Below are 23,049 nucleotides of genomic sequence, written 5' to 3' on the forward strand. Positions count from 1 at the left end.
CTCATCGGTCGGACCGACCGCCGGTACGGACGGCACGGCAGATCCGCCCGTGGCGGATCTGCCACGGGCAGACGAACGGCCGCACACGGCCGTGGCGGGCCAAGAGTGGAAGAAGCGCGGCACCCCGCCGCGTACGGCTCACTCGACAAGGAGCGCCGATGTCTCCACTCATCACCGGCTCGGCCCCGGCCGCCCCGCCCCGGGCGGAGGAGGGCGACACCCCCGCCACCCGCTTCGACGACCAGCTGGCCGCGCAGCTGCTCACGCAGCGGATCGTGCTGCTGGGGACCCAGGTCGACGAGGTCTCCGCGAACCGGGTCTGCGCCCAGCTGCTGATCCTGTCCGCGCAGGACCCGCGCACCGACATCAGCCTGTACGTCAACAGCCCCGGCGGCTCCGTGCACGCGGGGCTCGCCATCTACGACACGATGCGGCTGATCCCGAACGACGTCGCGACGCTCGCCATGGGGTTCGCCGCCAGCATGGGGCAGTTCCTGGTGAGCGTCGGCGCTGCGGGCAAGCGCCACGCCCTGCCCCACGCGCGGATCATGATGCACCAGCCGTCGGCGGGCATCGGCGGCACCACCGCCGACATCGAGATCCAGGCCGACAACCTGGAGTTCACCAAGCGCACCATCGAGCGGATCACCGCCGAGCACACGGGCCAGAGCCCGGAGACCATCTCCCGCGACGGTGACCGTGACCGCTGGTTCACGGCCGAGCAGGCCGTCGAATACGGCCTGGTGGACCAGGTCGTCCGCTCCCTCGCGGACGTGCGCCCGGTTGCCACCAGGCGACGGATGGGGCTGTGACGTGGGGAGCTACACGATTCCGAACGTCGTCGAGCGGACCCCGCACGGCGAGCGCTCCTACGACGTGTTCAGCCGGCTGCTGTCGGAACGGATCATCTTCCTGGGCACCAAGATCGACGACGGTGTGGCCAACGTCGTGATCGCACAACTCCTCCACCTGGAGTCGTCGGCCCCGGAGAGCGAGATCGCCGTCTACATCAACTCCCCCGGCGGCTCGTTCACGTCACTGATGGCGATCTACGACACGATGACGTTCGTGCAGGCGCCGATCTCCACGTTCTGTGTCGGACAGGCGGCCTCCACGGCGGCCGTGCTGCTGGCCGGCGGCGATCCGGGACGGCGGTTCGTGCTGGAACACGCGCGGGTGCTGCTCGGGCAGCCGGCGGCCGGCGGCAGCCGCGGCACGGTCTCCGACCTGGCTCTCCAGGCCAAGGAGATGGTGCGGATCCGCGCCCAGGTCGAGCAGGTGCTGGCCCGGCACACGCGGCACGACGTGGCGACGCTGCGCGCGGACATGGACCGCGACAAGGTGTTCACCGCTCAGGAGGCCGTGGCCTACGGGCTCGCCGACGAGGTGCTCGACCGACGCCTGCCACGGGTGTGACCCGGGCCGGCGCCCCGCCGTCCGCGGGACGCCGGCCCGTGGGCCGGTGAGCCGGTGAGCCGGTGAGCCGGTGAGCCGGTGAGCCGGTGAGCCGGTGGGCCGGTGGGCCGGTGGGCCCGTACGGGTGGTCAGGCGGCCAGGCACATCCCGTCCCGCCGCATGGCGGACGTGCCGCGTGCCCGGCCCGTACCGGCGTGCCGCGAGGTGAGGCGGACCAGCTCTTCCCGGGCCCGCCCCAGCAGATCCCCCAGCCCCAGCCCGAGGGCGCCCGCCGCGGCGGCCAGCACCTCGGACGACGCCTCCTTGCGCCCGCGCTCCACCTCCGACAGGTACGGCACGGAGATGCGGGCGTCCTCCGCCACCTCCTTCAGGGTGCGCTCCTGGGAGAGACGTTCACGGCGCAGCACGTCGCCGACCAGATCGCGCCACAAGGGCTCTCTGGCGGCGGGCGGCCTCGGCTCCGCGGGGACCGGCGAAGCGCCGGAGCGTCCTTCCGGGCGCGCGGTCCGCGGGCGCAGGGCGATGACACGGACTTCGTTCGGCAGATAACTGGTCACCTCCCCAGCCTAGGAGCCGGGCCGGGCGGCGGAAGGGGCCCGTGTTGCGCCCAGAGGGAAATCACCGGGTGCCGTAAGGCGCCGTCGGGACTACGCTGAGGAGCGACAGCTCACGCCGCGACGCCGTGGCACCGATTTTCCGCCACCCGTAAAACACGGGGGCATGTGCCGCCGCGCCCCGGGTACCCGCAAGCGGGAAGAACCTAGGGAGAGACGTCGAACCGTGACTTTCGTGGGAGAGGTAATGGAGACCGCCGTGATCCGGCCGGAAGCGCAGGTCGTCGTCGAGGGGACCACCGGGAGCAGGACGGGTGACGGATCACTGCCGGGTGTCGTGGACCCCCGCACGGTGGCGCCGCGCGACGCACGGCAGCTGTCCCGCCAGTTCTTCCAGCGTCTGACGGAACTCGAAGAGGGCACGCACGAGTACCAGTACGCGCGCAACACGCTGATCGAGATGAACATGTCGCTCGTGCGGTTCGCCGCCGGCCGCTTCCGCGGTCGCGGGGACGACATGGACGACATCGTCCAGACCGGCATGATCGGCCTGATCAAGGCCATCGACCGTTTCGAACTGTCGCGCGAGGTCGAGTTCACCTCCTTCGCGCTGCCCTACATCGTCGGCGAGATCAAGCGCTTCTTCCGCGACACCACCTGGGCGGTGCACGTACCGCGCCGGCTCCAGGAACTGCGGGTGGAGCTGGCCAAGGCCCGCGAGGAGCTCTCCTCCCGGCTGGACCGCGAGCCCACGGTCGCCGAGCTCGCCACGCTGATGAACATCAGCGAGAGCGAGGTCGTCGAGGGCCAGATCGCGTCCAACGGCTACAACTCCTCCTCGCTGGACGCCGCCCTGACCGGCGAGGGGGCCGAGAGCGGCGAGTCGGTGCTGGCCGACTTCATCGGCGTGGAGGAGGACGGGCTGCGCCTCGTCGAGGACTTCCACTCGCTCGCCCCGCTGATGGCCGAGCTCAGTGAGCGCGACCGGCAGATCATCCACATGCGGTTCGTGGAGGAGGCCACGCAGGCGGAGATCGGCGAGCGGCTGGGCTGCTCCCAGATGCACGTGTCCCGGCTGATCAAGCGGATCATCACCCGGCTGCGCGAGGGCATGCTCGGCGAGCTGGGCTGCGCCTGACGGCGGGGAACGACGAGGACGACGGGTGTCGCCCCACGGTCAGCGGTGGGGCGGCACATGCACGTCTCCACGTCTCGGTGAGTCCTCAGGCCTCGGTGATCGGTGGTGAGGGAGGTCCTCAGGCCTCGGTGAGGGGGATCGCCGCACACACGCGTTTGCCGACCGGCACGCGTTCGACGACGACCGACTCCGCCAGGGCGTGGACGATCTCCAGCCCGTGCCGGCCGACCCGTTCGGGGTCGCGCGGGTAACGCTCGGGCACCGCGCCGCTGCTGTCGTAGACGGTCACCGTCACGGTGGCGTCCGTGCCCTCGAGCTCCAGGACGTACGGCCCCTTGCTGTGGCGGTCCGCGTTGGTGATCAGCTCGCTCACCACCAGCAGGACCGCGCCGTCGGCGCGGGGCCCGATCTCGGCGCACCACTCGGTCCTCAGCTGCTCGAGGAAGTCCGAGGCGAAGGAACGTGCCTGCGCGATGCATCCCGGCTCGCCGGAGTAGTGTGCCGCCCGCCTCAGCGGGTCAACGGGTACGTCGAAACCGATCGGTATCACTGCCCCGTCCAGGTAGTCGGTCATGCGTTTCTCTCTCGGAAGCCGGACTGGCCGGACGCTGCTGCACCCGTCCTCGTACCCCGAGCCCGGCCTGGCAGTCCCCGTGGCATCGCAATGCGGGCATCGTCACAGTGCCGCGGGGAACCCGGAGGTGCGGGAAGGGTGTGCGATGAACGAACTGATGACCGCACGAAGCCTCACCACCCGGCCGGTGGTCACCCTCGGCGGCGACGCCGTCGCCCATGTGAAGGACACCGTATGCGACGCCGCCGCGAGCCGGATCACCGGTTTCACCTTGACCGGGCGCGGCCTGCTGTCCGGCCCTCTCAAAGAGGGTCTGCCCTGGTCCGCCGTGTACGCGCTGGGCCACGACGCGGTGATGGTCCGCGACCGGCGGGCGCTGGTGGGCGCCGCCGCCGTACTGGCGCACCGGCAGACCCTGCGGGCCCGTGTGGTGGGGGCGCCGGTGACGACGGAGACGGGCGCCGAGGTCGGCACCGTGCTCGACGTCGTGGTGGAGGGCGGTACCGGCGGGCGGGTCGTGGGTTTCCGGGTGGCGGCGAGCAGGGGGTTCGCGCCGGGCCCGACACGGCACCGGCGCCGGCTGTACGTGCCGCGCGGGGAGACGCTCGCGGTGACCGGCCGGTCCCTCGTCCTGCCCGAGGACGCGGTCCGGCACGTCGCCGACGATCTGCCGGGCCTCACCGCCGTGGTCGGCGGCGCACCCGGCCGGCGGACGGGCTCGCTGCCGTGATGCTGTTCACCGAGGTGCGGGGGTTGCCTGTGCTGCCGCAGGCCGCGGCCGGACCGCTCGGTACCGTGGCGTCCCTGACCGTGGACGTCGCGACCGGCAGGGTGAGCCATGTCCGGCTCCGCCGCCGCTTCCGCTTCCGCTTCCGCTTCCGCAAGGAGACCGTGCTGTCGTGGGAAGCGGTGCAGGCCGTGGGGCCGGGTGCCGTGCGGCTCCGTTCCGCCGGCGCTTTGGATCAGGTCCCGCCGGGGCACGACATGCTGGGACGCCAGGTCCTGACCGACGCGGGCGCCGGGCACGGGACGGTGCTCGACGTCGCGTTCGTTCCGGAGACGGGCCGGATTCTCGCGGTCTTCACCACCCGGGGCGAGGTGGTGGCCGGCCGCCTGCTGGGGCTGGGCGACCACGCCCTCGTCGTCCGGGCGGACTGAACCGGCCGGGGCCGGGCCGGAGGCGCGGGGCACGACGGGACGGGGCACGGCGGACGGAGCGGGCCAGCGGGCCGGGGCGGCGGGCAACCGGTCGTCCGGTCGTCGTGCGGGCCGGCTCCGCCACGGGCCGGCCGCCCGTACGCCCGCGCCCGCCTGTCCGTCCCGTCCGGGCCGGCCGTACACGCCCCGGCTCCGTTCCGGGCGCCGGTCCGGCGCGCGGACGGCCCCGTCGGCGGGCGGGACCGGCGGTCGCTGCATAGCGTGGCGGGGTGAGTGCGCGAACCCCCTCCGGCCCCTCCGGTACGGCAGTCGCCCGGCACGGCTGGCTCCAGGCTCTGGGAACGGTGCTGGCCGGGCTGTTCGCCATGGGAGCCGTGGCCGCGCTCGGGCTGTGGGCGGCCGGTGCCGCGGACCTGCCCGACAACGCCTTCCCCCGCGTCGTCGCGGCGGCCGTCGTCACCTCCGTGGGCGGGGCGCTGGAGCTGTCCGGCGACGCCGGAGGGTTCGCGGCCACCGACGCCGGACTGACCGTGCTGCCCCTGTCCGTCACGCTGACCGGCGCACTGGTCGTCGCCCAGGGCTTTCTGCGGCCACTGCGCCACCGGGCCGTGGCCGGCGCCGCCGAACTGTCCGGCTGGGCCGGCCGGATCGCCGTCCTGTGGCTGCTCGCCCTGCTCGGGCTGGCCTTCGCCGCGCGGCAGACCTTCGAGGTGTCCTTCGGTGAAGGCCTGCTGGACGACCTCGGCGACCTGTTCGGGGTCACTCCGGGGGTGGGCTTCACGACGGACGTGCCGCTGACCGTCCTCTTCGGGCTGCTGTGGCTGGCGGGTGTGCTCCTGCTGGCCCTGTTGGTCTCGCACGGGGCGCCGCTGCCCGGACGACTGCTGCGCCGGCAGGCGTCGGTGCGGCCGGCGGCGTACGCGATGGCCGTGCTGCTGCTGGCGTGCGTCGGCGTCGGTGCCGTGGTCGGCCTGGTCGTCGCGGCGACGCGGGACCACCCGGCCGACACCTTCGCCGCACTGCTGCTCGGCCTGCCGAACCTGGCGTGGCTCGCGCTCACGGTCGGCATGGGCGCCACCTGGGACGGGCGGGTGGAGGGGCCGTTCGGGCTGCCGATGCCGCACGTGCTCGACGAGGTGCTGCGCACGCCGCAGGCGTCGGCCCTGAACCTGGGCACGCTCACCGAGCGCGACGGGCGGTGGTGGTGGCTCCTGGTCGCCGCGGCGGCCCTGCTCCTGACGGCCGGGGTCGTGCTCGCGTCCCGTTCGCCGGCCCGGATGCCGGCCTGGCTGCACGCCGTGCACATGGCCGTGGCGCTGGCGCTCACGGTCCTCGTGATCGGCCTCCTCGGCCGGATCTCCGCGCACTACGGCCTGTCGGTGCTCGGCATCGGCGACCTGGCCGACGGGCTGTCGGGGGAGCTGTTCCTGCGGCCTCGGCTGTGGAGCGCGGTCGGTCTCGCCCTGCTGTGGGGGCTGGTCACCGGCTTCCTCGGCGCGTTGCTCGTACGGTGGGCGGGCCAGCGGGGCGGCCGGGGCGGGGCGAGGTCCTAGGGTGCCGCCGAAGACGGCTCCGGCCCGGCTCAGGCCACGGGGACGACCAGGGGCGGAGAGGCCCGCTGCATGCGCAGCGCGTCCACGGACTCGGCCATGAGCTCGTACTCGGTGGTGTCGTCGCTGGTGGCGATGCGCACCAGGTGCCCTGCTGCCAACTCGTCGGCGACCAGCTCCTGCTGGTCGTCGTCGGCGCACCATGTGCGCAGTACGCGCGAAACGTCGGGTGCGTCGTCGGCGACCGGAGTCAGGGCGCCGCGCGGTAAGTGGGGGGTGTCGGGCTGCGGATCCAGCCGCTCGGCGATCCAGGAGGCACGGTCCCGCAGCCACCACAGGGCGAGGGCGAGGGTGGGGGCACGGTAGGTCCCCAGGGGGACGCCGATGCGCCGGCCGCCACAGACGCCGTAGGCGGTGACATGGCACAGGAACTCGTCGTGCACTGCTCCCCTCCCCCGTCGCCCGGCCCGCCGGCCGGGCCGGCGGCCGCGTGACTCGTGTGCGGTGTGTGAGGACGCTGTCGCATGGTGTGAGACGCCCTAGAGGTGAGTATGTTCACTGCTGAACCACTGTCACCATGAATTTCCGGCCAGTCTCCTGGCATATTCACGGCCGTTGATGGCCGAAACGCTGCGGCGAGTGTCCCCGGCTCCTCGTGCCCGGCGGCCACGGCCCTCATCGCCCCGGGGGAGCCCGGCGCGACCTGTGGGGTGATCGACGGCGGCGACGGACCGGGGCGGGGTGGTCCCCTCGGGTCGCCGAGACCGGCATCCGGGCCCTGACCAGGGCGCACCGTCCCGAGGGAGGTCGATCGCCCGGTCCGCGTCCACCCGCCGCCACGAAAACGCCGGCCTCCGCTGCTCCGAGGCCCGGGACGCCGGGCCGGCACCCCGGCCAAGGCGGTCGCCGCGGCCTGGACCAACGACAGCGACTGCGCCGGTCCCCTGCCCGACGTGCGCGGGCACGAGCAGATCGCGGCCCGCCGTGATCACGGCGGCGCACGAGCGATTCCCCGGGGTCGCCCTGCGGCTGCCGGGCGCCGTGGACGGGCACCACGACACGGCACGCTTCTCCTGGGAGCCGGCGAGCGGGGCCGACGGCTCGGCGCCCGTGGCCGGGTCCGAGGCGGTCGCACCGGACGGCGACGGGCGCATCCGCACCGTGTGCGGCTCCCCCGACCGGGCGCCCGCGGGGGGCGGGACCGGCCCCGCGAAAGGGAGCGCCACGGTCACGGTCCGGCCGCCGGAGCGGCTCGGAGCGTGAGCGTGGCGGAACGGGCGCTACCGCGTGACGACCCGGTCGATCCGGGCCAGCTCCTCGGCGTCGAAGGCGAGGTTGCCGATGGCCGACACGCTGTCCTCCAGCTGCCGCGGGCTGCTCGCGCCGACCAGGGCCGAGGTCACCCGGCCTTCGCGCAGGACCCAGGCCAGGGCCATCTGGGCGAGCGACTGGCCCCGGGACTTCGCGATCCCGTCCAGCTCGCGCAGCTTGCCGACCAGCTCCTCGGTGAGCGCGTCGGAGTTCAGGAAGGGGCTGTCGCTCGCCGCGCGCGAGTCCTCCGGGATGCCGTCGAGGTAGCGGCCGGTCAGCATGCCCTGCTCCAGCGGGGAGTAGGCGATGGAGCCGACCCGCAGCTCGTCGAGGGCGTCGAGGAGACCGCTCGTCTCGGGGCGCCGGTCGAGCATGGAGTAGCGCGGCTGGTGGATGAGCAGCGGGGTGCCCAGCTCGGCGAGAATGCGGGCGGCCTCGCGGGTCTGCTCCGGCGAGTAGTTGGAGACGCCGACGTACAGGGCCTTGCCCTGCTGCACCGCCGTGTGCAGGGCGCCCATCGTCTCCTCCAGGGGAGTCTCCGGGTCGGGGCGGTGCGAGTAGAAGATGTCGACGTAGTCCACGCCCATCCGGGTCAGGCTCTGGTCGAGGGAGGCCAGCAGGTTCTTGCGCGAGCCCCACTCGCCGTACGGGCCGGGCCACATCAGGTAGCCGGCCTTGGTGGAGAGGACCAGCTCGTCGCGGTACGCGGCGAAGTCGGCCTTCAGTGCCTCACCGAGGGCGGACTCGGCGGAGCCGGGCGGCGGACCGTAGTTGTTGGCGAGGTCGAAGTGGGTGACACCGAGGTCGAAGGCGCGGCGCAGGATGGCGCGCTGGGTCTCGACGGGGCGGTCCGGGCCGAAGTTGTGCCACAGGCCGAGCGAGAGCGCGGGGAGCTTCAGGCCGCTGCGTCCGGTGCGCCGGTAGGGCATCTCCGCGTAGCGGTCGGGGTGTGCGGTGTACAACGCGACTCCAGAGGGGTTGGGCCCCGGGGTGCGGGGCTGGGGGCGGAACCGTGCCCCACTCTGCCGTGACCTGCGGGCAGTGGTCCAACAGAAGAATCCGATGACTTTGTGCGGCTACGCTTCTCAATCATGGAACTGCGTCATCTCCAGCACTTCGTGGCGGTCGCCGAGGACCAGCACTTCACCCGGGCGGCGGAGCGGCTGCTGGTCTCCCAGTCCGGTCTCTCGGCGTCCATCCGGGCCCTGGAGCGCGAGCTGCGGGCGCCGCTGTTCGTGCGCACGACACGCAGGGTGACGCTGACGGAGGCCGGGCGGGCGCTGCTGGGCGAGGCGCGGCGCATCCTCGCCCAGGTCCGCTCGGCGCACGAGGCGGTCGCCGCGGTGCAGGGCGTGCTGCGCGGCACGCTGTCGCTGGGTGCCGAGCAGTGCATCGCCGGGGTGCCGGTGGCGGGCCTGCTGGCGGCGTTCCGCCACCGGCACCCGGACGTGGAGATCCGGCTGCGGCAGGCGGGCTCGGGCGAGCTGGCGGAGGACGTCGCGGCCGGACGGCTCGACCTGGCCTTCGCCTACCGGACGCAGGACGACACCGACCAGCTGCGGTCGGTGTCGCTGGCCGGCGAGCCGATGACCGTCCTGTGCCATCCCGGCCACCGTCTGGCGACGGCCGGAGCGGTGTTGTCCCCGCACGATCTCGCCGACGAGGTCTTCGTCGACTTCCACCCGGACTGGGGCCCGCGCCGGGTCACCGACACCGCCTTCGCCGAGGCGGGCGTACGGCGGACCGTCGCGCTGGAGGTGAACGACGTGCACGGACTGCTCGACCTGCTGGACGAGAACCTCGGCATCGCGGTCGTGCCGCGCCACTTCCGGCACAAGCGGGCCTCGCTGGCCTCGCTGCCCCTGAAGGACAGCGACGACACGGCGTACGAGACCATCGCGCTGCTTCCTCCCGCGCAGGCCACCAGCCCGGCGGCGCGGGCGCTGATGGCGCTGCTGGAAACGGGGAGCGTGTGAGGGCGGACTGCGCGATGGTGGACCCATGCATGCGAAAGACATCCTCATCGAGGCCTACGGCCGCGTCCGGGAAGAAGTCCACGCCGCCGTCGAGGGCCTGGACCCGGACGGCCTGAACGCCCGCCCGGCCGGCGGCGCCAACTCCGTCGCCTGGCTCGTCTGGCACCTCGCCCGTGTGCAGGACGACCACGTCGCGGACGCCTTCGGCCTCGACCAGGTATGGCCGGCCGGGGAGTGGGAGCAGCGCTTCGGCCTCGGTCTGCCGCCCCACGACACCGGGTACGGGCACGGCTCCGCCGAGGTCGCCAAGGTGCGGGTCGACTCGGCGGACCTGCTGACCGGCTACTACGACGCCGTGCACGAGCAGACGCTCGCGGCCCTGCGCTCCCTGGCCGCCCAGGACCTGGAGCGCGTGGTGGACGAGAACTGGGATCCGCCGGTCACGCTGGGCGCGCGACTGGTCAGCGTCCTGTCCGACGACCTCCAGCACGTCGGACAGGCCGCCTACGTGCGCGGGCTGGTGCGGAGCGCCGCTTCGTAGCCCGGCAGGACGACGTCCTCGATCAGGGCCCTGCGCTCGTCGAACGGGATGAAGGCGCTCTTCACCGCGTTCACCGTGACCGTGCGCAGGTCCTCGACGGTCCAGCCCGCCTGCTCGACCAGCAGGGACATCTCGCGGGTCATCGTCGTCCCGGAGACGAGGCGGTTGTCGGTGTTGAGCGTGACGCGGAAGCCGAGGTCCTTGAGCGCCGTGATGGGGTGCTCGGCGATCGACGTGGCGGCGCCGGTCTGCAGGTTGGAGGTCGGGCACATCTCCAGGGCGACCCGGCGGTCGCGCACCCAGCCCGCGAGGCGGCCCAGCTTGCCGGCCGCGAGGTCGGGGATGTCGTCGGTGATGCGCACGCCGTGGCCGATCCGCTGGGCGCCGCACACCTGGAGGGCCTGGTGGATGCTGGGCAGCCCGTGCGCCTCGCCGGCGTGGATGGTGAAGGGCACGCTCTCGCGGCGCAGGTGTTCGAAGGCGTCGAGATGGTCGGCGGGCGGGAAGCCGTCCTCGGCGCCCGCGATGTCGAAGCCGACGACGCCCGCGTCCCGGAAGGCGACCGCGAGGTCGGCCGTCTCGCGGGTGCGGTCGAACATCCGCATCCCGCACAACAGGGTGCCGACGCGGACCGGTGTACCGGCCGCCGCCGCCTTGGCCATGCCGCCGGCCAGGCCCTCCTGGACGGTCTCGACGACCTCGGCGAGGGCCAGACCGCCTCCGGTCATCAGCTCGGGGGCGTAGCGGACCTCGCCGTAGACGACGCCGTCGGCGGCGAGGTCGAGGACGTACTCCTCGGCCGTGCGCAGCAGCCCCTCGCGGTTCTGCATCACGGCGAGGGTGTGCTCGAAGGTGGCGATGTAGCGCACCAGGTCCCCGGAGTTGGCGGCCTCGTAGTACCAGGCGGCCAGCTCGTCGGGATCGGTGGTGGGCAGGGTGTGGCCGACGCCCTCCGCCAGCTCGACGACCGTCGAGGGGCGCAGGCCGCCGTCGAGGTGGTCGTGCAGCACCGCCTTGGGGAGGCGGCGGAGGGTCTCGGGGTCTATGCGCGTAGATGCCATGTGCGGTGGTTCCTCGGCGAGTCGGTGCAGGGGTTCGGGTCGGGTCAGGAGGCGGCCGGCTGGAGCAGGTCCCAGCGGTTGCCGTACAGGTCCCGGAAGACGGCGACCGAGCCGTAGGGCTCGTGCCGGGGCGCCTCCAGGAAGGTGACGCCCGCTGCGCTCATGCGGGCGTGGTCGCGGGCGAAGTCGTCGGTGTACAGGAAGAAGCCGACGCGTCCGCCCGTCTGGTCGCCGACCCTGGCGCGCTGGGTCACGCCCTTGGCCCGGGCCAGCAGCAGTGCGGTGCCGCCGCCCTCCGTCCCGGGCTCGACGACGACCCAGCGGGAGCCGTCGGGCCGGGGCGCGTCCTCGGCGAGACGGAAACCGAGGGCCTCGGTGTAGAAGCGGATCGCCTCGTCGTAGTCGTCGACGACGAGGGTGACCAGGGCGATGCGTCTCATCGGAGCCTTTCGGGACGGACGATTGACGGGAGAGGTTATACGTAAAACGCACTCCGGCGCCAGTCCAGGGCCCTGGCCAGGTCAGGACGCCACTATGATCATGGCCATGGCATCACCGGAACCAACCATCGTCGCCACGTCTGGTGGCCACCGAGTCGGAACGCGTACCAGGGTGATGTTCGATGCTTTGGTGCACCACGCTGTCGACCTTTCCGGAGTTCACGGTCGACGCCCACGCGTCATGTACGTGGGGACCGCGATAGGAGATGCGGAGCACTTCACCGCCCGTATGACAGAGGCTGCGCGGATGGCGGGGTTCGATCTGACACCTCTTCACCTGTTTCCGATGCCCAACGTGGAGGACATCGAGGAGACAGTGCTCGATCAGGATGCCGTCTGGGTCATGGGCGGTTCAGTGGCCAACCTGCTGGCGGTGTGGCGCGTCCATGGGCTGGACCGCGTCATGCGCCGCGCCTGGCAGGCCGGCGTGGTATTGAGCGGGGTGAGCGCGGGATCCATCTGCTGGTTCGAAGGGGGAGCCACCGACTCGTTCGGACCGGAGCTGCGCCCCCTTACGAACGCCCTAGGTTTCCTCCCTTATGGCAACGGCGTGCATTACGACGTGGATGAGGGGCGACGGCCGCTGATTCACCGCCTTGTCGCGGACGGAACCTTGCCGACGGCCCATTGCACCGACGACGGGGTCGGTCTGGTCTACCGCGGAACAAAGCTGGTGGAAGCAGTAACCGCGATCCCGGGCAAGGGGGCCTACCTCGTCAGACGCGAGGGAGGCAAAGCGGTGGAGGAGCGCATCGAGCCTCGTGGGCTGGCTGTCTCCTCAGGCTGACTTGATCTTCAACCTGTGCGGCGGCGGGATCTTGGGGTGGTCGACTTCTTCGTTCGCTGCTTCGACGCCGTGCTTTGCAGGGTGTGTGCACGTCGTGGCGAGGTGTGGGTCGGGTGTTCTTTCTGCCTGGAGGTCTTCCGGGGCCGGGTGGGTGGGTGTCGGCGCTTGAGCCGGGCAGCCGGCCTTGGGGCGAATATGCCGAAAGTCGCGACGGACTCGGGCGGGGCTGAGTCTGTCCGGTGGGGTTGATCTTTCCCAGGGCCGTCGCAGGTCGGCCGCCAGCGGCCGGGCGAGCCGCAGTTGAGAGTAGGAATAGCCGGCGGTGGTGGGGCCGTCCTCGGTTTGGACATGGCCGATCCTCACCGCCTACACCTACACCTACGACGGCGCCGGCAACGAAACCTCCGCCCAGAGCCCGACCAACTCCGCACCGACGAGACTTGGACACCCTTCACCCAGCTCGCCGCCTACACCCAGACCGACCAGGCCTACGCCGGCGTCGACAACGCCCAGCACCTCACCCGGGACTCGGCGAGCCTCACCAACGCCGCGACCGGCGTCACCGGCCAGAACGTCTCCGGCACGGCCACCGGTTTCGTCCGCGAACCCTCGGGCACGCTCGCTGCCATGACCAGCGGCCAGGAGAACAACACCTACCTGTACGCCACGAGTGATCCGGTCGACCGAACCGACCCGACTGGACTCTTCAGCTGGTCCGACGCTCTCGAGATCGGCAGCGATGTACTCGGCGTCGCAACGGGATGCCTGTCCGGTACAGGGGCAGCCTCAACCTCCGGAGCGACTGAAAGCGCGAGCGTTTCCGGTCCCGTGGGCACCGCGACGGCGATTATCGGTAGCTATACAGTCGGCGGATTTGCTGACTACTAGGGGCGGGCATCATCACCTACTGCTAGAACACTGGCCGAATCACTTGGCGGGCCAGGACGACACTGGCCCGCCAAGACGCATTCATACAACCAAGGGAGATGAGCAGAGGAAATGCTGAGACTGAAAATCGCCATTGCGATGATGTATCTTGTCGGAGCCGCTGCGATCTTCCTGAATGTGACGGGCAACGGCGGCCACGGACCGATAATCCCACTTATTCTGGGAATTATAGCGGTGCTATGCGGCGTCGTCCTGACGGTTCTCATAATGCTCGGCCCTCAGCAGCCGCCACAACGGTGAGACCGGACGATACACGGAAGAGACCGACGCCGGCACCCAGTAGCCCCCCTTGCATCAGCGTCTGTCTCGACCCTCAGGGTGGCAAAAACGGACGCCTGCTACTGCGGCCCCGTCCCCGACCACCCAACCCGGCCCCTGCGGTCAGGAGCAGAAGCGTCTACCTCTACGCCGTCGATGACCCGATCAACGACAATGACGCTACTGGCCTGGCGAACAGTCAACCGAGGTATGTGAACTTCGCCCTCAGATCCGTTGGTGCGACTGCCGGCATCGTTGGCGTGGCGGCGCGGCCCGCATGGCCGCCGAGACCGCGGGCTTCGGCCGTACGGCGCGTGTGCGGGCCGCCGGGTGCCCGGGTGTCCGCGGCCTCCGCTGCGACCGTCCTCGACGGTCACCGCGGAGGCCCGCGCACGCCCGGGACGGTTCAGCAGTAGAGGTTGCCGCCCGGCGAGACGCCGAGGATCTGACTGAACTGCTGGTACTTGGTGACGCGGCTCTGGACCTGCGCGGGGTTCCTGCCGTCGCACTCCAGGGAGCCGTTGATGGAACGGATCGTCTGGCCGAAGCCGGCGCCGTTCACCATGGCGTTGTGCGGGGTCATGCTGCCGGGCCCGGACTGCGTGTTCCAGTACCACAGGGCCGTCTTCCAGGCGACGGCCGCGTCGTTCTGCACCAGCCACGGGTTGCCCAGCAGGTCGATGCCGAGCGCGTCACCCGCGGCCTTGTAGTTGAAGTTCCAGCTGAGCTGGATCGGGCCGCGCCCGTAGTAGGCGGCCTGTCCGGCCGGGCAGCCGTAGGGCTGGCTCCAGTCGCAGTAGTGGGGGTAGTTGGCGGTGTTCTGCTCGACGACGTGGACGAGACCGCCGGTCTCGTGACTGACGTTGGCGAGGAAGGCCGCCGCCTCCTGCTTCTTGGTGGTGTCGCTGCCGCTGTTGGCGAAGCCGGGGTAGGCGCTGAGCGCGGCGGTGAGGCCGCTGTAGGTGTAGAAGGAGTTCCGGCCCGGGAACATCTGGTTGAACTGGGCCTCGGTGACCACGAAGTTGCCGACCGGCGTCCCGGAACCGCCGTCGCAGGCGTACGGCTCCCAGTACCAGGTGCTGATGACGGGGTCGTAGCCCGGGTTGGCGTGCTCGGCGATGTAGGCCTTGCCGTCCGTGTAGCGGACGATGTCGCCCGCGTTGTACGACTTGCCGGCCGTCCAGCTCGGATAGCTCGAGCACGCGGCGGCCGACGCCTCGGTGGCGGGCAGGAGCACGGGCACGGCTGCGGCGAGGGTGAGGGCGGTCACCACTGCGGAAATACGGCGCCTCGACAAGGGTCTGCCTCCTTCGGCGGAGCACGGCCGCTCCCGTACCAGGGCAGGGAGAACCGGAGCCTTGCGCGCGCGTGCCGGCCGTACCGGCCACGGCGTGGGGGCCGGCCGTGGTGGGGGGTGTGGAGGCATACTCAACCGCTTTGGTCTGTACCAGTCAAGGGTGTAGACCAGTTCAATCCGGCCGGTGCCCGGCCGGATCGGCGCGGGCCGTCCGCCCGGTCAGCTCAGCGGCTTCTTCAGGACGGCCTTGCGGTGGCTGAACGTCTCGATGGACCAGGGGCCGTGGTAGTTGCCCGTGCCGCTCTCCCCCACTCCGCCGAACGGCAGGTCGGAGACGGTGAGATGGGCGAGCGGCAGCCCGTGGCCGAGGCCGCCGGACGAGGTCTCGGCGGCGAACCGCTCCCGGGTCCCGTCGGACTCGCTGAAGACGTACAGGGCCAGCGGCTTGTCGCGGTCGTTGACGAATTCGATCGCCTCGTCCAGGCCGGACACGGTGACGATCGGCAGGATCGGGCCGAAGATCTCCTCGCGCATCACCGGCGCGTCGGGAGCGACGTCGGCGAGGACGGTCGGCGCGATGTACTTCCGCGTCCGGTCGCTGCCGCCGCCGACGACGACCCGGCCGGAGTCCAGCAGACCGGTCAGCCGGTCGAAGTGGCGCTCGTTGACGATGCGCGCGTAGTCCGCCGACCGCGCCGGGTCGGTCCCGTACAGGGCCTCGACGGCGCGGACCAGGGCCGGCTCCAGCGCGGCGGCGGTTTCCGGGTCGGTCAGGACGTAGTCGGGGGCCACGCAGGTCTGGCCCGCGTTCAGGAACTTGCCGCCGGCCAGCCGGGCGGCGACGACGTCGAGGTCGGCGTCGCGGTCGACGAACGCCGGGGACTTGCCGCCCAGTTCGAGGGTGACCGGCGTCAGGTGCTCGGCGGCGGCGCGCATGACGACGCGGCCGACGGTGCCGTTGCCGGTGTAGAAGACGTGGTCGAAGCGCTCGGCGAGCAGGGCCGTGGTCTCGGGGACGCCGCCTTCGACGACGGCCATGGCCTCCGTGTCCAGGTACTCCGGCAGCAGACGGGCCAGCACGGCGGACGTCGCCGGGGCCAGCTCGCTGGGCTTGGCGACCACCGCGTTGCCCGCGGCCAGGGCGCCGACCACCGGGGCGAGCAGGAGCTGGGCCGGGTAGTTCCAGGGCGCGATGACGAGGACGACGCCCAGCGGGTCGTACTGCGTCCAGGCGGTGGCGTCGGCGCCGAGGTGCGCCGGGACGGGGACCGGTGCGGGGCGCAGCCAGCCGGTGAGGTGGTCGAGGGTGTGGTCGATCTCGCGCACGGTGAAGCCGATCTCCGTCCGCTGGGATTCGGCCGCGCTCTTGCCGAGGTCCGCGTGGAGCGCGGCCTCCAGGCCGGGGCCGTTCTCCGTGAGCAGCGCGCGCAGCCGGCGCAGCTGGGCGGTGCGCCACTCGACGGGCTTGGTGCGGCCGGTACGGAAGGTGGCGCGGAGCCGGGCCACGACGTCGGCGGGCTGCTCGGGGGCGGGGTGGTTCACGGTGTGCCTCGCTGGTGGGGAAGACGGTCGGCCGAATACTGGATGTAATAGCCAACCTTTCAGGCGCCGAAATACATTCCCGCCACGGCGCCCTGCTTCCGCACCCGCGTCACGGCCGGACCGCACTCACCCGCCCGCCCCCACCCGCGTCACGGCCGGAGCCGCACTCACCCGCCCGCCCCGCCGGACCCTTCGGCTCAGTCCTCGTCGCGGGCCGGAACGACCACGAGGAAGGCGTCCGACTTCAGGTCCATCACGACGGTCGCCGCCTCACCCTGCGCACGGCGACGTGCGGCGTACTCCTCCGCCGGCCACGAACCGCGCGGCGACCCCGCCGGGAAACGCTCCAACACCTTCGCACCCATCACCGCGGCCACCTCCGCCGTCCCTGCGTCCCAAGCACCCTGTCATCCCTGCGGATGCCCGCGATGCGCGTGGACATGTCCAACCCGCTCCGCATCGCACATCCGCCCACGACTACACATAAGAGTGAAATAAGAGCAGAATGGACATATGCGGCGCCGCCGTGCACCGCACCCCACACGATCGGCCCGGCAAGTCGAAGGAGACGACTCATGGCCAACGTCTCGCACACCCGAGGTGACATCACCAGCCATCCCGACGCCCCGGAGATGCAGGCGCGCTACGCGCGCATGCTCGGCGGCCGCGACGTGGCACTCGTGGACGGGCCGGTGTTCCTGCTCGGCCTGTACTGTGCCGTGTCCCCGTGGATCGTCCACTTCACCACGAGTCAGCCCGCACTCGTGGCCCACAACCTGATCATAGGTATCGCCATCGCTCTGCTGGCCCTGGGGTTCACGCGTGCTCCGGACCGCATGTACGGCCTCAGCGGGGCGATGTGCGCGATGGGCCTCTGGATGATCGTCTCGCCATGGATCGTCGGCACGAACCCGGACGCCGGCGTGATCTGGAACAACATCATCATCGGCGCCCTGACCCTGGCCCTGGGCACGGTGTGCGCCGCCACCGCGGCGAAGAGTCTGCGCAAGCCCTAGAGGTACGGGAAGGGAACACCACGGGCCGGTCCGCGCACCCGCGGGCCGGCCCGCGCACCCACGGGCCCGCCGGCGGACTGCGGCCGTCCCCAGGACAGGGCTCGGTTGCGGGGCCCCCACCTCGGGGGCCGCCCACGACATGGCGTCAACCGTGCGCGTCCGGCGCCCCGGGACGGCCCTCCCCCGTCGGTCAGGCGCCGGCCCCCTGCCGGAAGCGCCGGTGGAGGACGGCTCCGCCGAGCACGAGTGCGGCGCCGCCCGCGAGGGCCGGCAGGGTCTGGTCCGCACCGGTCCGGGCGAGGGACACCGACGTCCGCGGGGCGTCCGAATGCGGGGACGGCGCCGGCCGGACGCGCTCCTCCTCGGGCGCGGACGGCTCCGGCTCGGGCTCCGCGGCGGGCCGCTCGGGCTCGGGGCGCTCGGGCCGGGGCCGGTCCCCGGAGGTGTTCGTCGACTCGTTGCCGACGGCCGCATTGCCGATGCCGACCACGTTGACGCTGTTGCCGCTCACGTTCACCGGGAGGTGGACCGGGAGCTGCACGCCGTTGCCCGAGAGCACGCCCGGGGAGCCCTCCGCGCCACCCTCGGCTTCCGCGCCGCCGCCGGACGTACCGGTCCCGGACGTACTGGTCCCGGACGTACCGCCGCCGGCGGGGGCGCCCTTGCGCGCCGTACCGGGCCCTGCGACGTTGGCGCAGCTGTTGCCCGCGGCCGGGTTGAGGAGCCCGGCCACGTTCACGGTGTTCCCGCACACGTTGACCGGCACGTCCACCGGGAGCTGGACGGTGTTGCCCGAGATCAGCCCGGGTGAGCCGGCCGCGGAACCGTCCGCGGCGGCACCGTCGGAGGCGAACGCGGCGTACGCCGGCATCGTCACCGCCAGCGCGCCGGAGGCGGCGAGGGCCAGTACACCGTTTCGGGTAACCCTTCTCATGAGGTTCCCTGCCTTCCAGACATCATCGCGAGCACTCGCCCGCACCGGTTAAACGCGGACGCACCATCCGAGTTATGGCTTATAGGCCTTTCACCCCATCGAGTGGCCCTTTTGTCGAACGAGCGGTAAGGAGTCCGCGCGGGCGTCCCGGCCGCCCCCGCCCGCCGCGTCGGCGGCATCGCCCGGAGGCGAGGTGTCCGAGGCCCGCTTATGGTGATCGAGGGCGCCGGCCACCGGTCCGCCACGGGGCGCCCGGGAGGCATCGATGCTGGTCAAGCTGTCGACTCGGCCCTCGGCCCGGCGCTGTGCGGTCACCGGAGCGCTCGGGCTGGCCCTGCTGGGTGCGGGACTGCCCGCCGCCACCGGGGGCGACACGGAACCCGGGCTGGCCCGGTTCCACGATCAGAAGATCACATGGTCGGCGTGCGAGGGCATGGACGTACCGGAGGACCTGCAGTGCGGGAAGGTCACCGTTCCCCTCGACTACGACCGTCCCAAGGCGGGAACGCTCGACCTGGCCCTCGCCCGCTACCGGGCGACGACCGGTGACCCGCGCGGCTCGGTGTTGCTGAACTTCGGCGGGCCGGGCGGCTCCGGAGTCACCGAACTCTCGTCCGGCGGCGAGGAGTTCATGCACCTGACGAACGCGTACGACGTGGTGTCCTTCGATCCCCGCGGTGTCGGCCGGTCGTCACCGGTCACCTGCGGTCCGGCCACGGTGGACATCATGGAGGCGACGGACGGGGACGAAAGGTTCACCGACCCCGAGGACGTGCTCCGGCGCCTGCGCGACGCGGCCGCCGAGTGCGCGCGGCACTCCGGCCCCGTACTGCCCCACATAGGCACGGTCGACGCCGCACGCGACATGGAGGTGATCCGCCGGGCCCTCGGCGACGACCGGCTCAACTACCTCGGCTTCTCCTACGGCACCCGGCTGGGCGCCGTGTACGCCGCGCAGTTCCCGGACAAGGTCGGCCGGATGGTGCTGGACGGCGTGGACACGCTGACGGAGCCGTTGACCGAGCAGGGGCTGGCCGGTGCGCGGGGACAGCAGACCGCGCTGGAGAACTTCCTCGACTGGTGCGTGGAGGACATCGCCTGCCCGTTCGGGCAGGACGCCCGCCAAGCCCGGCGCCAGATCGAACAGGTCATCGCCTCGCTCGACGAGGACCCGGTCCCGACGGGCTTCGGCGAGCCGTTCACCGGTCAGGACATGGTCGGCGCCATCGGGCAGGCGTTGTACAGCGAGGAGCTGTGGCCCCTGCTGCAGCGGGCGCTCGCCCAGCTCATGGAGGACGGCGACACCCGCGGTCTGGAGAGGTTCGTGGCCGGCGGTGTGACCTTCCCGGTCCGGGCGCCCGGGCGCGCCGGTGGCGGTCTCACCGACGAGGAGGACGTCCCCATGGACAACCTGCCGGCCGCCCTGATGGCGATCAACTGCGCGGACGACCCCGACCGCCCCACCACCGGCCAGGTCGCCGGCTCGCTGGACCGGCTGCGCGCTCGGTACGAGGAGGCTTCGCCCGTCTTCGGCCGCTACCGCCTCACCCAGGTGCTGATGTGCCACGGCCGCCCCAAGGGCACCGACTACATCCGTGAGGACGTGAAGGACCTCGACACGGCCAGAATGCTGCTCGTGGGCACGCGGGGCGACCCGGCAACGCCGTACCGCTGGACCGTGGAGACGGCCGAGCGGCTCGGCGCCCCGGCCGTGGTCCTTGACAACAAGGGCGAGGGGCACACCGGCTACGCCTCCTCCGAGTGCGTGCACCGCAAGGTCGACGACTTCCTGCTGTACGGCTCCCTGCCGGCCGACGGCAGCTCCTGCGGCTCCGCGGCCCCCCGGAGCGAGGACGACTGAGCCGCGGACGGCCGGGCGGCGGCACAAGGCGCACGGCCCGGAGAAGACCGGGCGGCGGCGCGGAGCGTGCGGCCCGGAGACGGCGGCGCGGCGCCACAGGGCGCCGAGGCCGGACACGGCGGGGCGGCGACCGGGCGCACGGCTCGAAGACCGCGGGGCGGATCGCCCCCGAATGCCCGATACGTCCATCGGCCCTATCGTGCTGACATGGAGCACGATCTGAGTCCCGCCGCCCTCGCCGAGCTACGGCGCCCCCGCCCGTACCCGGCCGTGTCCGTACTGACGCCGACGCACCGCCGCGAGCCGGACAACGCCCAGGACGCCGTCCGGCTGCGCAACGTGATCGCCGAGGCCAAGAAGCAGCTGGAGGAGGATGCGGCGGTCACCCGCGAACGGCGCATGGAGGTGGCCCGGGAACTCGACCAGGCCCTCGCCGAGGTCGATCTGACGCACGCCGAGGACGGCCTGGCGATCTTCGCCGCCCCGGGCGAGCACCAGGTCTGGACGCTGGCCCGTTCCGTCCCGGAGCGCGTGGTCCTCTCGGACACCTTCCTGACCCGCAACCTCGTCGCCGCACAGGCGGCCGAACGGCCGTTCTGGGTGCTGTCGGTCGCCGCCGACCGCGTCACCCTGTGGAGCGGCGGCGCGGGCCGGGTCGTGGAGGACCGCGTCGGCGGCTTCCCCATGGACCGGCCCTCACTGGACTTCGATCCCGAACGCCAGGAGCGGATCGGTGACGCGCCGAGCACCTTCCGGGACGAGACCACCCGCCGGTTCCTGCGCGAGGCCGACGCCGCGATGGGCAGGCTCCTGCGCGCGCACCCCCGGCCGCTGTACGTCACCGGCCCGCAGCCCGCACTGTCCCTGCTGGCGGAGACCGGCAGCGCCGTGCGCGACGCGGTGCTCGTCCCGCACGGGGGCCTGGCGCACGGCACGGCCGAGGCGGTGTGGCAGGCGGTGCGGCCGGTGCTGGACGACGAGGCACGCGGCTCGGTCGAAGCCCTGGCCGGGGAACTGGACGCGGCCCGCGGGCGCAAGGACTTCGCGGCCGGTGTGGACGAGCTGTGGGAGAGCGCGCACACCGGCCGGGTCCGGCTGCTGGCCGTCGAGGAGAACTTCAAGGTGACGATGTGCGAGGACGGCGAGCACCTGCTCCCGGCGGAGAGCGGCGACCTCGACGCCCGTGAGGACATCGTGGACGAGATCGTCGAGCGGTGCCTGGAGACCGGCGCCGACGTCCGCTTCGTACCGGACGGGACGCTCGGGGAGGTGGAGGGCATCGCGGGGGTGTTGCGGTACTGACCCCCGTCGCCGCGCCCGGGCGACCGGTCCCTCTTGACGACCGTGAAAACCTGTCGGCCGGACGACTGCCCGCGCGGGGGGCGCGGCGGACGGGAAGGAGCCGGTGGAGCGTGAGCGGACTTCTGGGCGTGGCGGTCCTGGGCGCGGGACACATGGGCGCCGATCACGTACGGCGTCTCGACCGGGTGGCGAGCGGCGCCCGGGTCGCCGCGGTGGCGGACCCCGACGCCGACCGGGCGCGGGAGGCCGCGGCCGGGATCGACGGCGCGGCCGTGCACACGGACGCCGAGGCCGCGCTCGACGCGCCGGGGGTCGACGCCGTCCTGGTGGCCTCGCCCGGTGAGGCGCACGAGGGGGCGCTGCTGGCCGCCTTCGCGCGCGGACTGCCGGTGCTGTGCGAGAAGCCGATGGTGCCGGACCCCGCGGGCGCGCTGCGCGTGATGGAGGCGGAGGCGCGGCTGGGCCGGAGGCTGGCGCAGATCGGCTTCATGCGGCGCTACGACGCCGAGTACCGGAAGCTGAAGTCGCTGCTGGACGGTGGACGGCTGGGCCGGCCGCTGATGCTGCACTGCGTCCACCGCAACGTGTCCTCGCCATCGCACTTCACCTCCGCGATGCTGGTCACCAGCTCCGTCTCGCACGAGATCGACGCGGCCCGCTGGCTGCTCGGGCAGGAGCTGACCGCGGTGACCGTGCTCCGGCCGCGCCCGTCCGCGGGCGCGCCCGAAGGGCTCCTCGACCCGCAGTTCGTGCTCTTCGAGTCCGAGCGGGGCGCCCTGGTCGACGTGGAGGTCTTCGTCAACTGCGGCTTCGGTTACGAGGTACGCTGCGAGGCCGTCTGCGAGGCGGGCAGCGCCCGGATCGGAGACCCGCACACGATGGTGGTGACGGCCGCGGGCGGCGCGCGGGAGGAGGTGCCGCAGGACTACCTCGTACGGTTCGCGGACGCCTACGACCGTCAGGTGCAGGCCTGGGTCGACGCCACCCGGCAGGGCCGGGTCGTCGGTCCGGGTGCCTGGGACGGGTACGCCGCCTCCGTGGTCGCCGAGGCCGGCGTGCGGTCCCTGGAGACGGGCGCGCGCGTCCCCGTCACCCTGGCGCCCCGTCCGGCGCTGTACGAACCGTCATAGAACAGTCGTCCGTCGAAGGCGGGAACGATGACTCCAGCTCCCCGAAAACCCGTCAAGTGCCGTAGCACTCCTACGACTTGACCCGCCGCGCACGTACCCCGTTCACGTGCGGAAGTCACGCCGGGGAGACTGTGGCATATGCCTGAAGCACCACCGTATCGTGTGTCGCCGAATCCCTCACGGGGTGTCCCGGGC

The 23,049-nt window shown here is 72.2% G+C and carries 24 protein-coding genes and 2 pseudogenes; 15 read left to right on the top strand and 11 right to left on the bottom strand.

The features are described 5' to 3' along the window. Positions 1-158 precede the first annotated feature (158 nt). Together ACVV2G_RS18370 and ACVV2G_RS18375 are read left to right on the top strand one after the other, a co-directional pair. On the top strand, positions 159-812 hold the full coding sequence (locus tag ACVV2G_RS18370; RefSeq protein ID WP_453843798.1) for an ATP-dependent Clp protease proteolytic subunit: 654 nt from the start codon (positions 159-161) through the stop codon (positions 810-812). A 1-nt stretch (position 813) separates the two neighbouring features. Continuing rightward, complete coding sequence (locus tag ACVV2G_RS18375) at positions 814-1,416, top strand: ClpP family protease (protein ID WP_453843799.1); 603 nt, start codon at positions 814-816, stop codon at positions 1,414-1,416. A 128-nt stretch (positions 1,417-1,544) separates the two neighbouring features. Here ACVV2G_RS18375 and ACVV2G_RS18380 read toward each other — a convergent pair whose 3' ends face one another. Continuing rightward, entirely contained in the window at positions 1,545-1,973 is a 429-nt protein-coding gene (locus tag ACVV2G_RS18380) for a helix-turn-helix domain-containing protein (protein WP_453843800.1), read from the bottom strand. Positions 1,974-2,217: 244 nt separating this feature from the next. Here ACVV2G_RS18380 and ACVV2G_RS18385 point away from each other — a divergent pair, with 244 nt between their 5' ends. Beyond that, complete coding sequence (locus tag ACVV2G_RS18385; RefSeq protein ID WP_453843958.1) at positions 2,218-3,108, top strand: RNA polymerase sigma factor SigF; 891 nt, start codon at positions 2,218-2,220, stop codon at positions 3,106-3,108. Positions 3,109-3,226: 118 nt separating this feature from the next. On the opposite strand, the gene ACVV2G_RS18390 is transcribed toward ACVV2G_RS18385, so the two are convergent. After that, positions 3,227-3,682 carry an ATP-binding protein gene (locus tag ACVV2G_RS18390; protein ID WP_453843801.1) on the bottom strand — a complete coding sequence of 152 codons (456 nt, stop codon included), beginning with the start codon at positions 3,680-3,682 and terminating at the stop codon, positions 3,227-3,229. Positions 3,683-3,827: 145 nt separating this feature from the next. Here ACVV2G_RS18390 and ACVV2G_RS18395 point away from each other — a divergent pair, with 145 nt between their 5' ends. From ACVV2G_RS18395 to ACVV2G_RS18405, 3 genes are all read left to right on the top strand, one after another. After that, on the top strand, positions 3,828-4,412 hold the full coding sequence (locus ACVV2G_RS18395; protein ID WP_453843802.1) for a PRC-barrel domain-containing protein: 585 nt from the start codon (positions 3,828-3,830) through the stop codon (positions 4,410-4,412). After that, positions 4,409-4,840, top strand: a complete 432-nt coding sequence (locus ACVV2G_RS18400) for a hypothetical protein (RefSeq protein ID WP_453843803.1) — start codon at positions 4,409-4,411, stop codon at positions 4,838-4,840. The genes ACVV2G_RS18395 and ACVV2G_RS18400 overlap by 4 nt, the downstream gene beginning before the upstream one ends. Positions 4,841-5,109: 269 nt before the next feature. Beyond that, positions 5,110-6,393 (top strand): streptophobe family protein, encoded by a 1,284-nt coding sequence (locus ACVV2G_RS18405; protein WP_453843804.1) that lies wholly within the window; start codon positions 5,110-5,112, stop codon positions 6,391-6,393. A gap of 29 nt (positions 6,394-6,422) precedes the next feature. Here the strand turns inward: ACVV2G_RS18405 and ACVV2G_RS18410 are convergent, their stop codons facing one another. Beyond that, a complete protein-coding gene (locus ACVV2G_RS18410) occupies positions 6,423-6,833 on the bottom strand; it encodes a hypothetical protein (RefSeq protein ID WP_453843805.1) in 411 nt (136 codons plus the stop codon). A gap of 367 nt (positions 6,834-7,200) precedes the next feature. Between ACVV2G_RS18410 and ACVV2G_RS18415 the strand changes: the two are divergent. Then, positions 7,201-7,584: pseudogene (locus ACVV2G_RS18415) on the top strand (hypothetical protein); the annotation flags it as partial. Between the two features lie 86 nt (positions 7,585-7,670). Here the strand turns inward: ACVV2G_RS18415 and mgrA are convergent. After that, on the bottom strand, positions 7,671-8,663 hold the full coding sequence (gene mgrA / locus ACVV2G_RS18420; protein ID WP_453843806.1) for an L-glyceraldehyde 3-phosphate reductase: 993 nt from the start codon (positions 8,661-8,663) through the stop codon (positions 7,671-7,673). A gap of 129 nt (positions 8,664-8,792) precedes the next feature. Here mgrA and ACVV2G_RS18425 point away from each other — a divergent pair, with 129 nt between their 5' ends. Both ACVV2G_RS18425 and ACVV2G_RS18430 read left to right on the top strand, forming a co-directional pair. Next, on the top strand, positions 8,793-9,677 hold the full coding sequence (locus tag ACVV2G_RS18425; RefSeq protein ID WP_453843807.1) for a LysR family transcriptional regulator: 885 nt from the start codon (positions 8,793-8,795) through the stop codon (positions 9,675-9,677). Positions 9,678-9,702: 25 nt separating this feature from the next. Then, positions 9,703-10,218, top strand: a complete 516-nt coding sequence (locus ACVV2G_RS18430) for a mycothiol transferase (RefSeq protein ID WP_453843808.1) — start codon at positions 9,703-9,705, stop codon at positions 10,216-10,218. Here the strand turns inward: ACVV2G_RS18430 and ACVV2G_RS18435 are convergent. Both ACVV2G_RS18435 and ACVV2G_RS18440 read right to left on the bottom strand, forming a co-directional pair. Next, the gene (locus ACVV2G_RS18435; protein WP_453843809.1) at positions 10,182-11,279 is read right to left on the bottom strand and encodes an adenosine deaminase; all 1,098 of its coding nucleotides are present in this window, start codon (positions 11,277-11,279) and stop codon (positions 10,182-10,184) included. The genes ACVV2G_RS18430 and ACVV2G_RS18435 overlap by 37 nt on opposite strands. A gap of 44 nt (positions 11,280-11,323) precedes the next feature. Continuing rightward, positions 11,324-11,719, bottom strand: a complete 396-nt coding sequence (locus ACVV2G_RS18440; RefSeq protein ID WP_453843810.1) for a VOC family protein — start codon at positions 11,717-11,719, stop codon at positions 11,324-11,326. Positions 11,720-11,825: 106 nt separating this feature from the next. On the opposite strand from ACVV2G_RS18440, the gene ACVV2G_RS18445 reads away from it, so the two are divergent. Then, positions 11,826-12,566 carry a Type 1 glutamine amidotransferase-like domain-containing protein gene (locus ACVV2G_RS18445; protein ID WP_453843959.1) on the top strand — a complete coding sequence of 247 codons (741 nt, stop codon included), beginning with the start codon at positions 11,826-11,828 and terminating at the stop codon, positions 12,564-12,566. 8 nt (positions 12,567-12,574) lie between these two features. On the opposite strand, the pseudogene ACVV2G_RS18450 reads toward ACVV2G_RS18445, so the two are convergent. Next, positions 12,575-12,878: pseudogene (locus ACVV2G_RS18450) on the bottom strand (NF041680 family putative transposase); the annotation flags it as partial. Positions 12,879-12,914: 36 nt separating this feature from the next. On the opposite strand from ACVV2G_RS18450, the gene ACVV2G_RS18455 reads away from it, so the two are divergent. Further along, positions 12,915-13,454 carry a hypothetical protein gene (locus ACVV2G_RS18455; protein ID WP_453843811.1) on the top strand — a complete coding sequence of 180 codons (540 nt, stop codon included), beginning with the start codon at positions 12,915-12,917 and terminating at the stop codon, positions 13,452-13,454. A gap of 724 nt (positions 13,455-14,178) precedes the next feature. Here ACVV2G_RS18455 and ACVV2G_RS18460 read toward each other — a convergent pair. From ACVV2G_RS18460 to ACVV2G_RS18470, 3 genes are all read right to left on the bottom strand, one after another. Continuing rightward, a complete protein-coding gene (locus tag ACVV2G_RS18460) occupies positions 14,179-15,069 on the bottom strand; it encodes a glycoside hydrolase family 19 protein (RefSeq protein WP_453843812.1) in 891 nt (296 codons plus the stop codon). Between the two features lie 219 nt (positions 15,070-15,288). Beyond that, positions 15,289-16,611 carry an aldehyde dehydrogenase family protein gene (locus tag ACVV2G_RS18465; protein WP_453843813.1) on the bottom strand — a complete coding sequence of 441 codons (1,323 nt, stop codon included), beginning with the start codon at positions 16,609-16,611 and terminating at the stop codon, positions 15,289-15,291. A gap of 197 nt (positions 16,612-16,808) precedes the next feature. Then, positions 16,809-16,976, bottom strand: a complete 168-nt coding sequence (locus ACVV2G_RS18470) for a hypothetical protein (RefSeq protein WP_453843814.1) — start codon at positions 16,974-16,976, stop codon at positions 16,809-16,811. A gap of 210 nt (positions 16,977-17,186) precedes the next feature. Between ACVV2G_RS18470 and ACVV2G_RS18475 the strand changes: the two genes are divergently transcribed. After that, the gene (locus tag ACVV2G_RS18475; protein ID WP_453843815.1) at positions 17,187-17,627 is read left to right on the top strand and encodes an SPW repeat protein; all 441 of its coding nucleotides are present in this window, start codon (positions 17,187-17,189) and stop codon (positions 17,625-17,627) included. A gap of 190 nt (positions 17,628-17,817) precedes the next feature. On the opposite strand, the gene ACVV2G_RS18480 is transcribed toward ACVV2G_RS18475, so the two are convergent. After that, on the bottom strand, positions 17,818-18,561 hold the full coding sequence (locus tag ACVV2G_RS18480) for a chaplin (protein ID WP_453843816.1): 744 nt from the start codon (positions 18,559-18,561) through the stop codon (positions 17,818-17,820). 265 nt (positions 18,562-18,826) lie between these two features. On the opposite strand from ACVV2G_RS18480, the gene ACVV2G_RS18485 reads away from it, so the two are divergent. The 3 genes from ACVV2G_RS18485 (at position 18,827) to ACVV2G_RS18495 (ending at position 22,854) form a co-directional block, all read left to right on the top strand. Further along, positions 18,827-20,422: an alpha/beta hydrolase gene (locus ACVV2G_RS18485; protein ID WP_453843817.1), complete on the top strand. Its 1,596-nt coding sequence runs from the start codon at positions 18,827-18,829 to the stop codon at positions 20,420-20,422. Between the two features lie 207 nt (positions 20,423-20,629). Further along, positions 20,630-21,724, top strand: coding sequence for a baeRF3 domain-containing protein (locus tag ACVV2G_RS18490; protein ID WP_453843818.1), 1,095 nt, complete (start codon positions 20,630-20,632; stop codon positions 21,722-21,724). Between the two features lie 110 nt (positions 21,725-21,834). Beyond that, positions 21,835-22,854 (top strand): Gfo/Idh/MocA family protein, encoded by a 1,020-nt coding sequence (locus tag ACVV2G_RS18495; protein ID WP_453843819.1) that lies wholly within the window; start codon positions 21,835-21,837, stop codon positions 22,852-22,854. The last annotated feature ends 195 nt before the right edge of the window (positions 22,855-23,049 follow it).

Source organism: Streptomyces sp. JK94 (assembly GCF_053613315.1).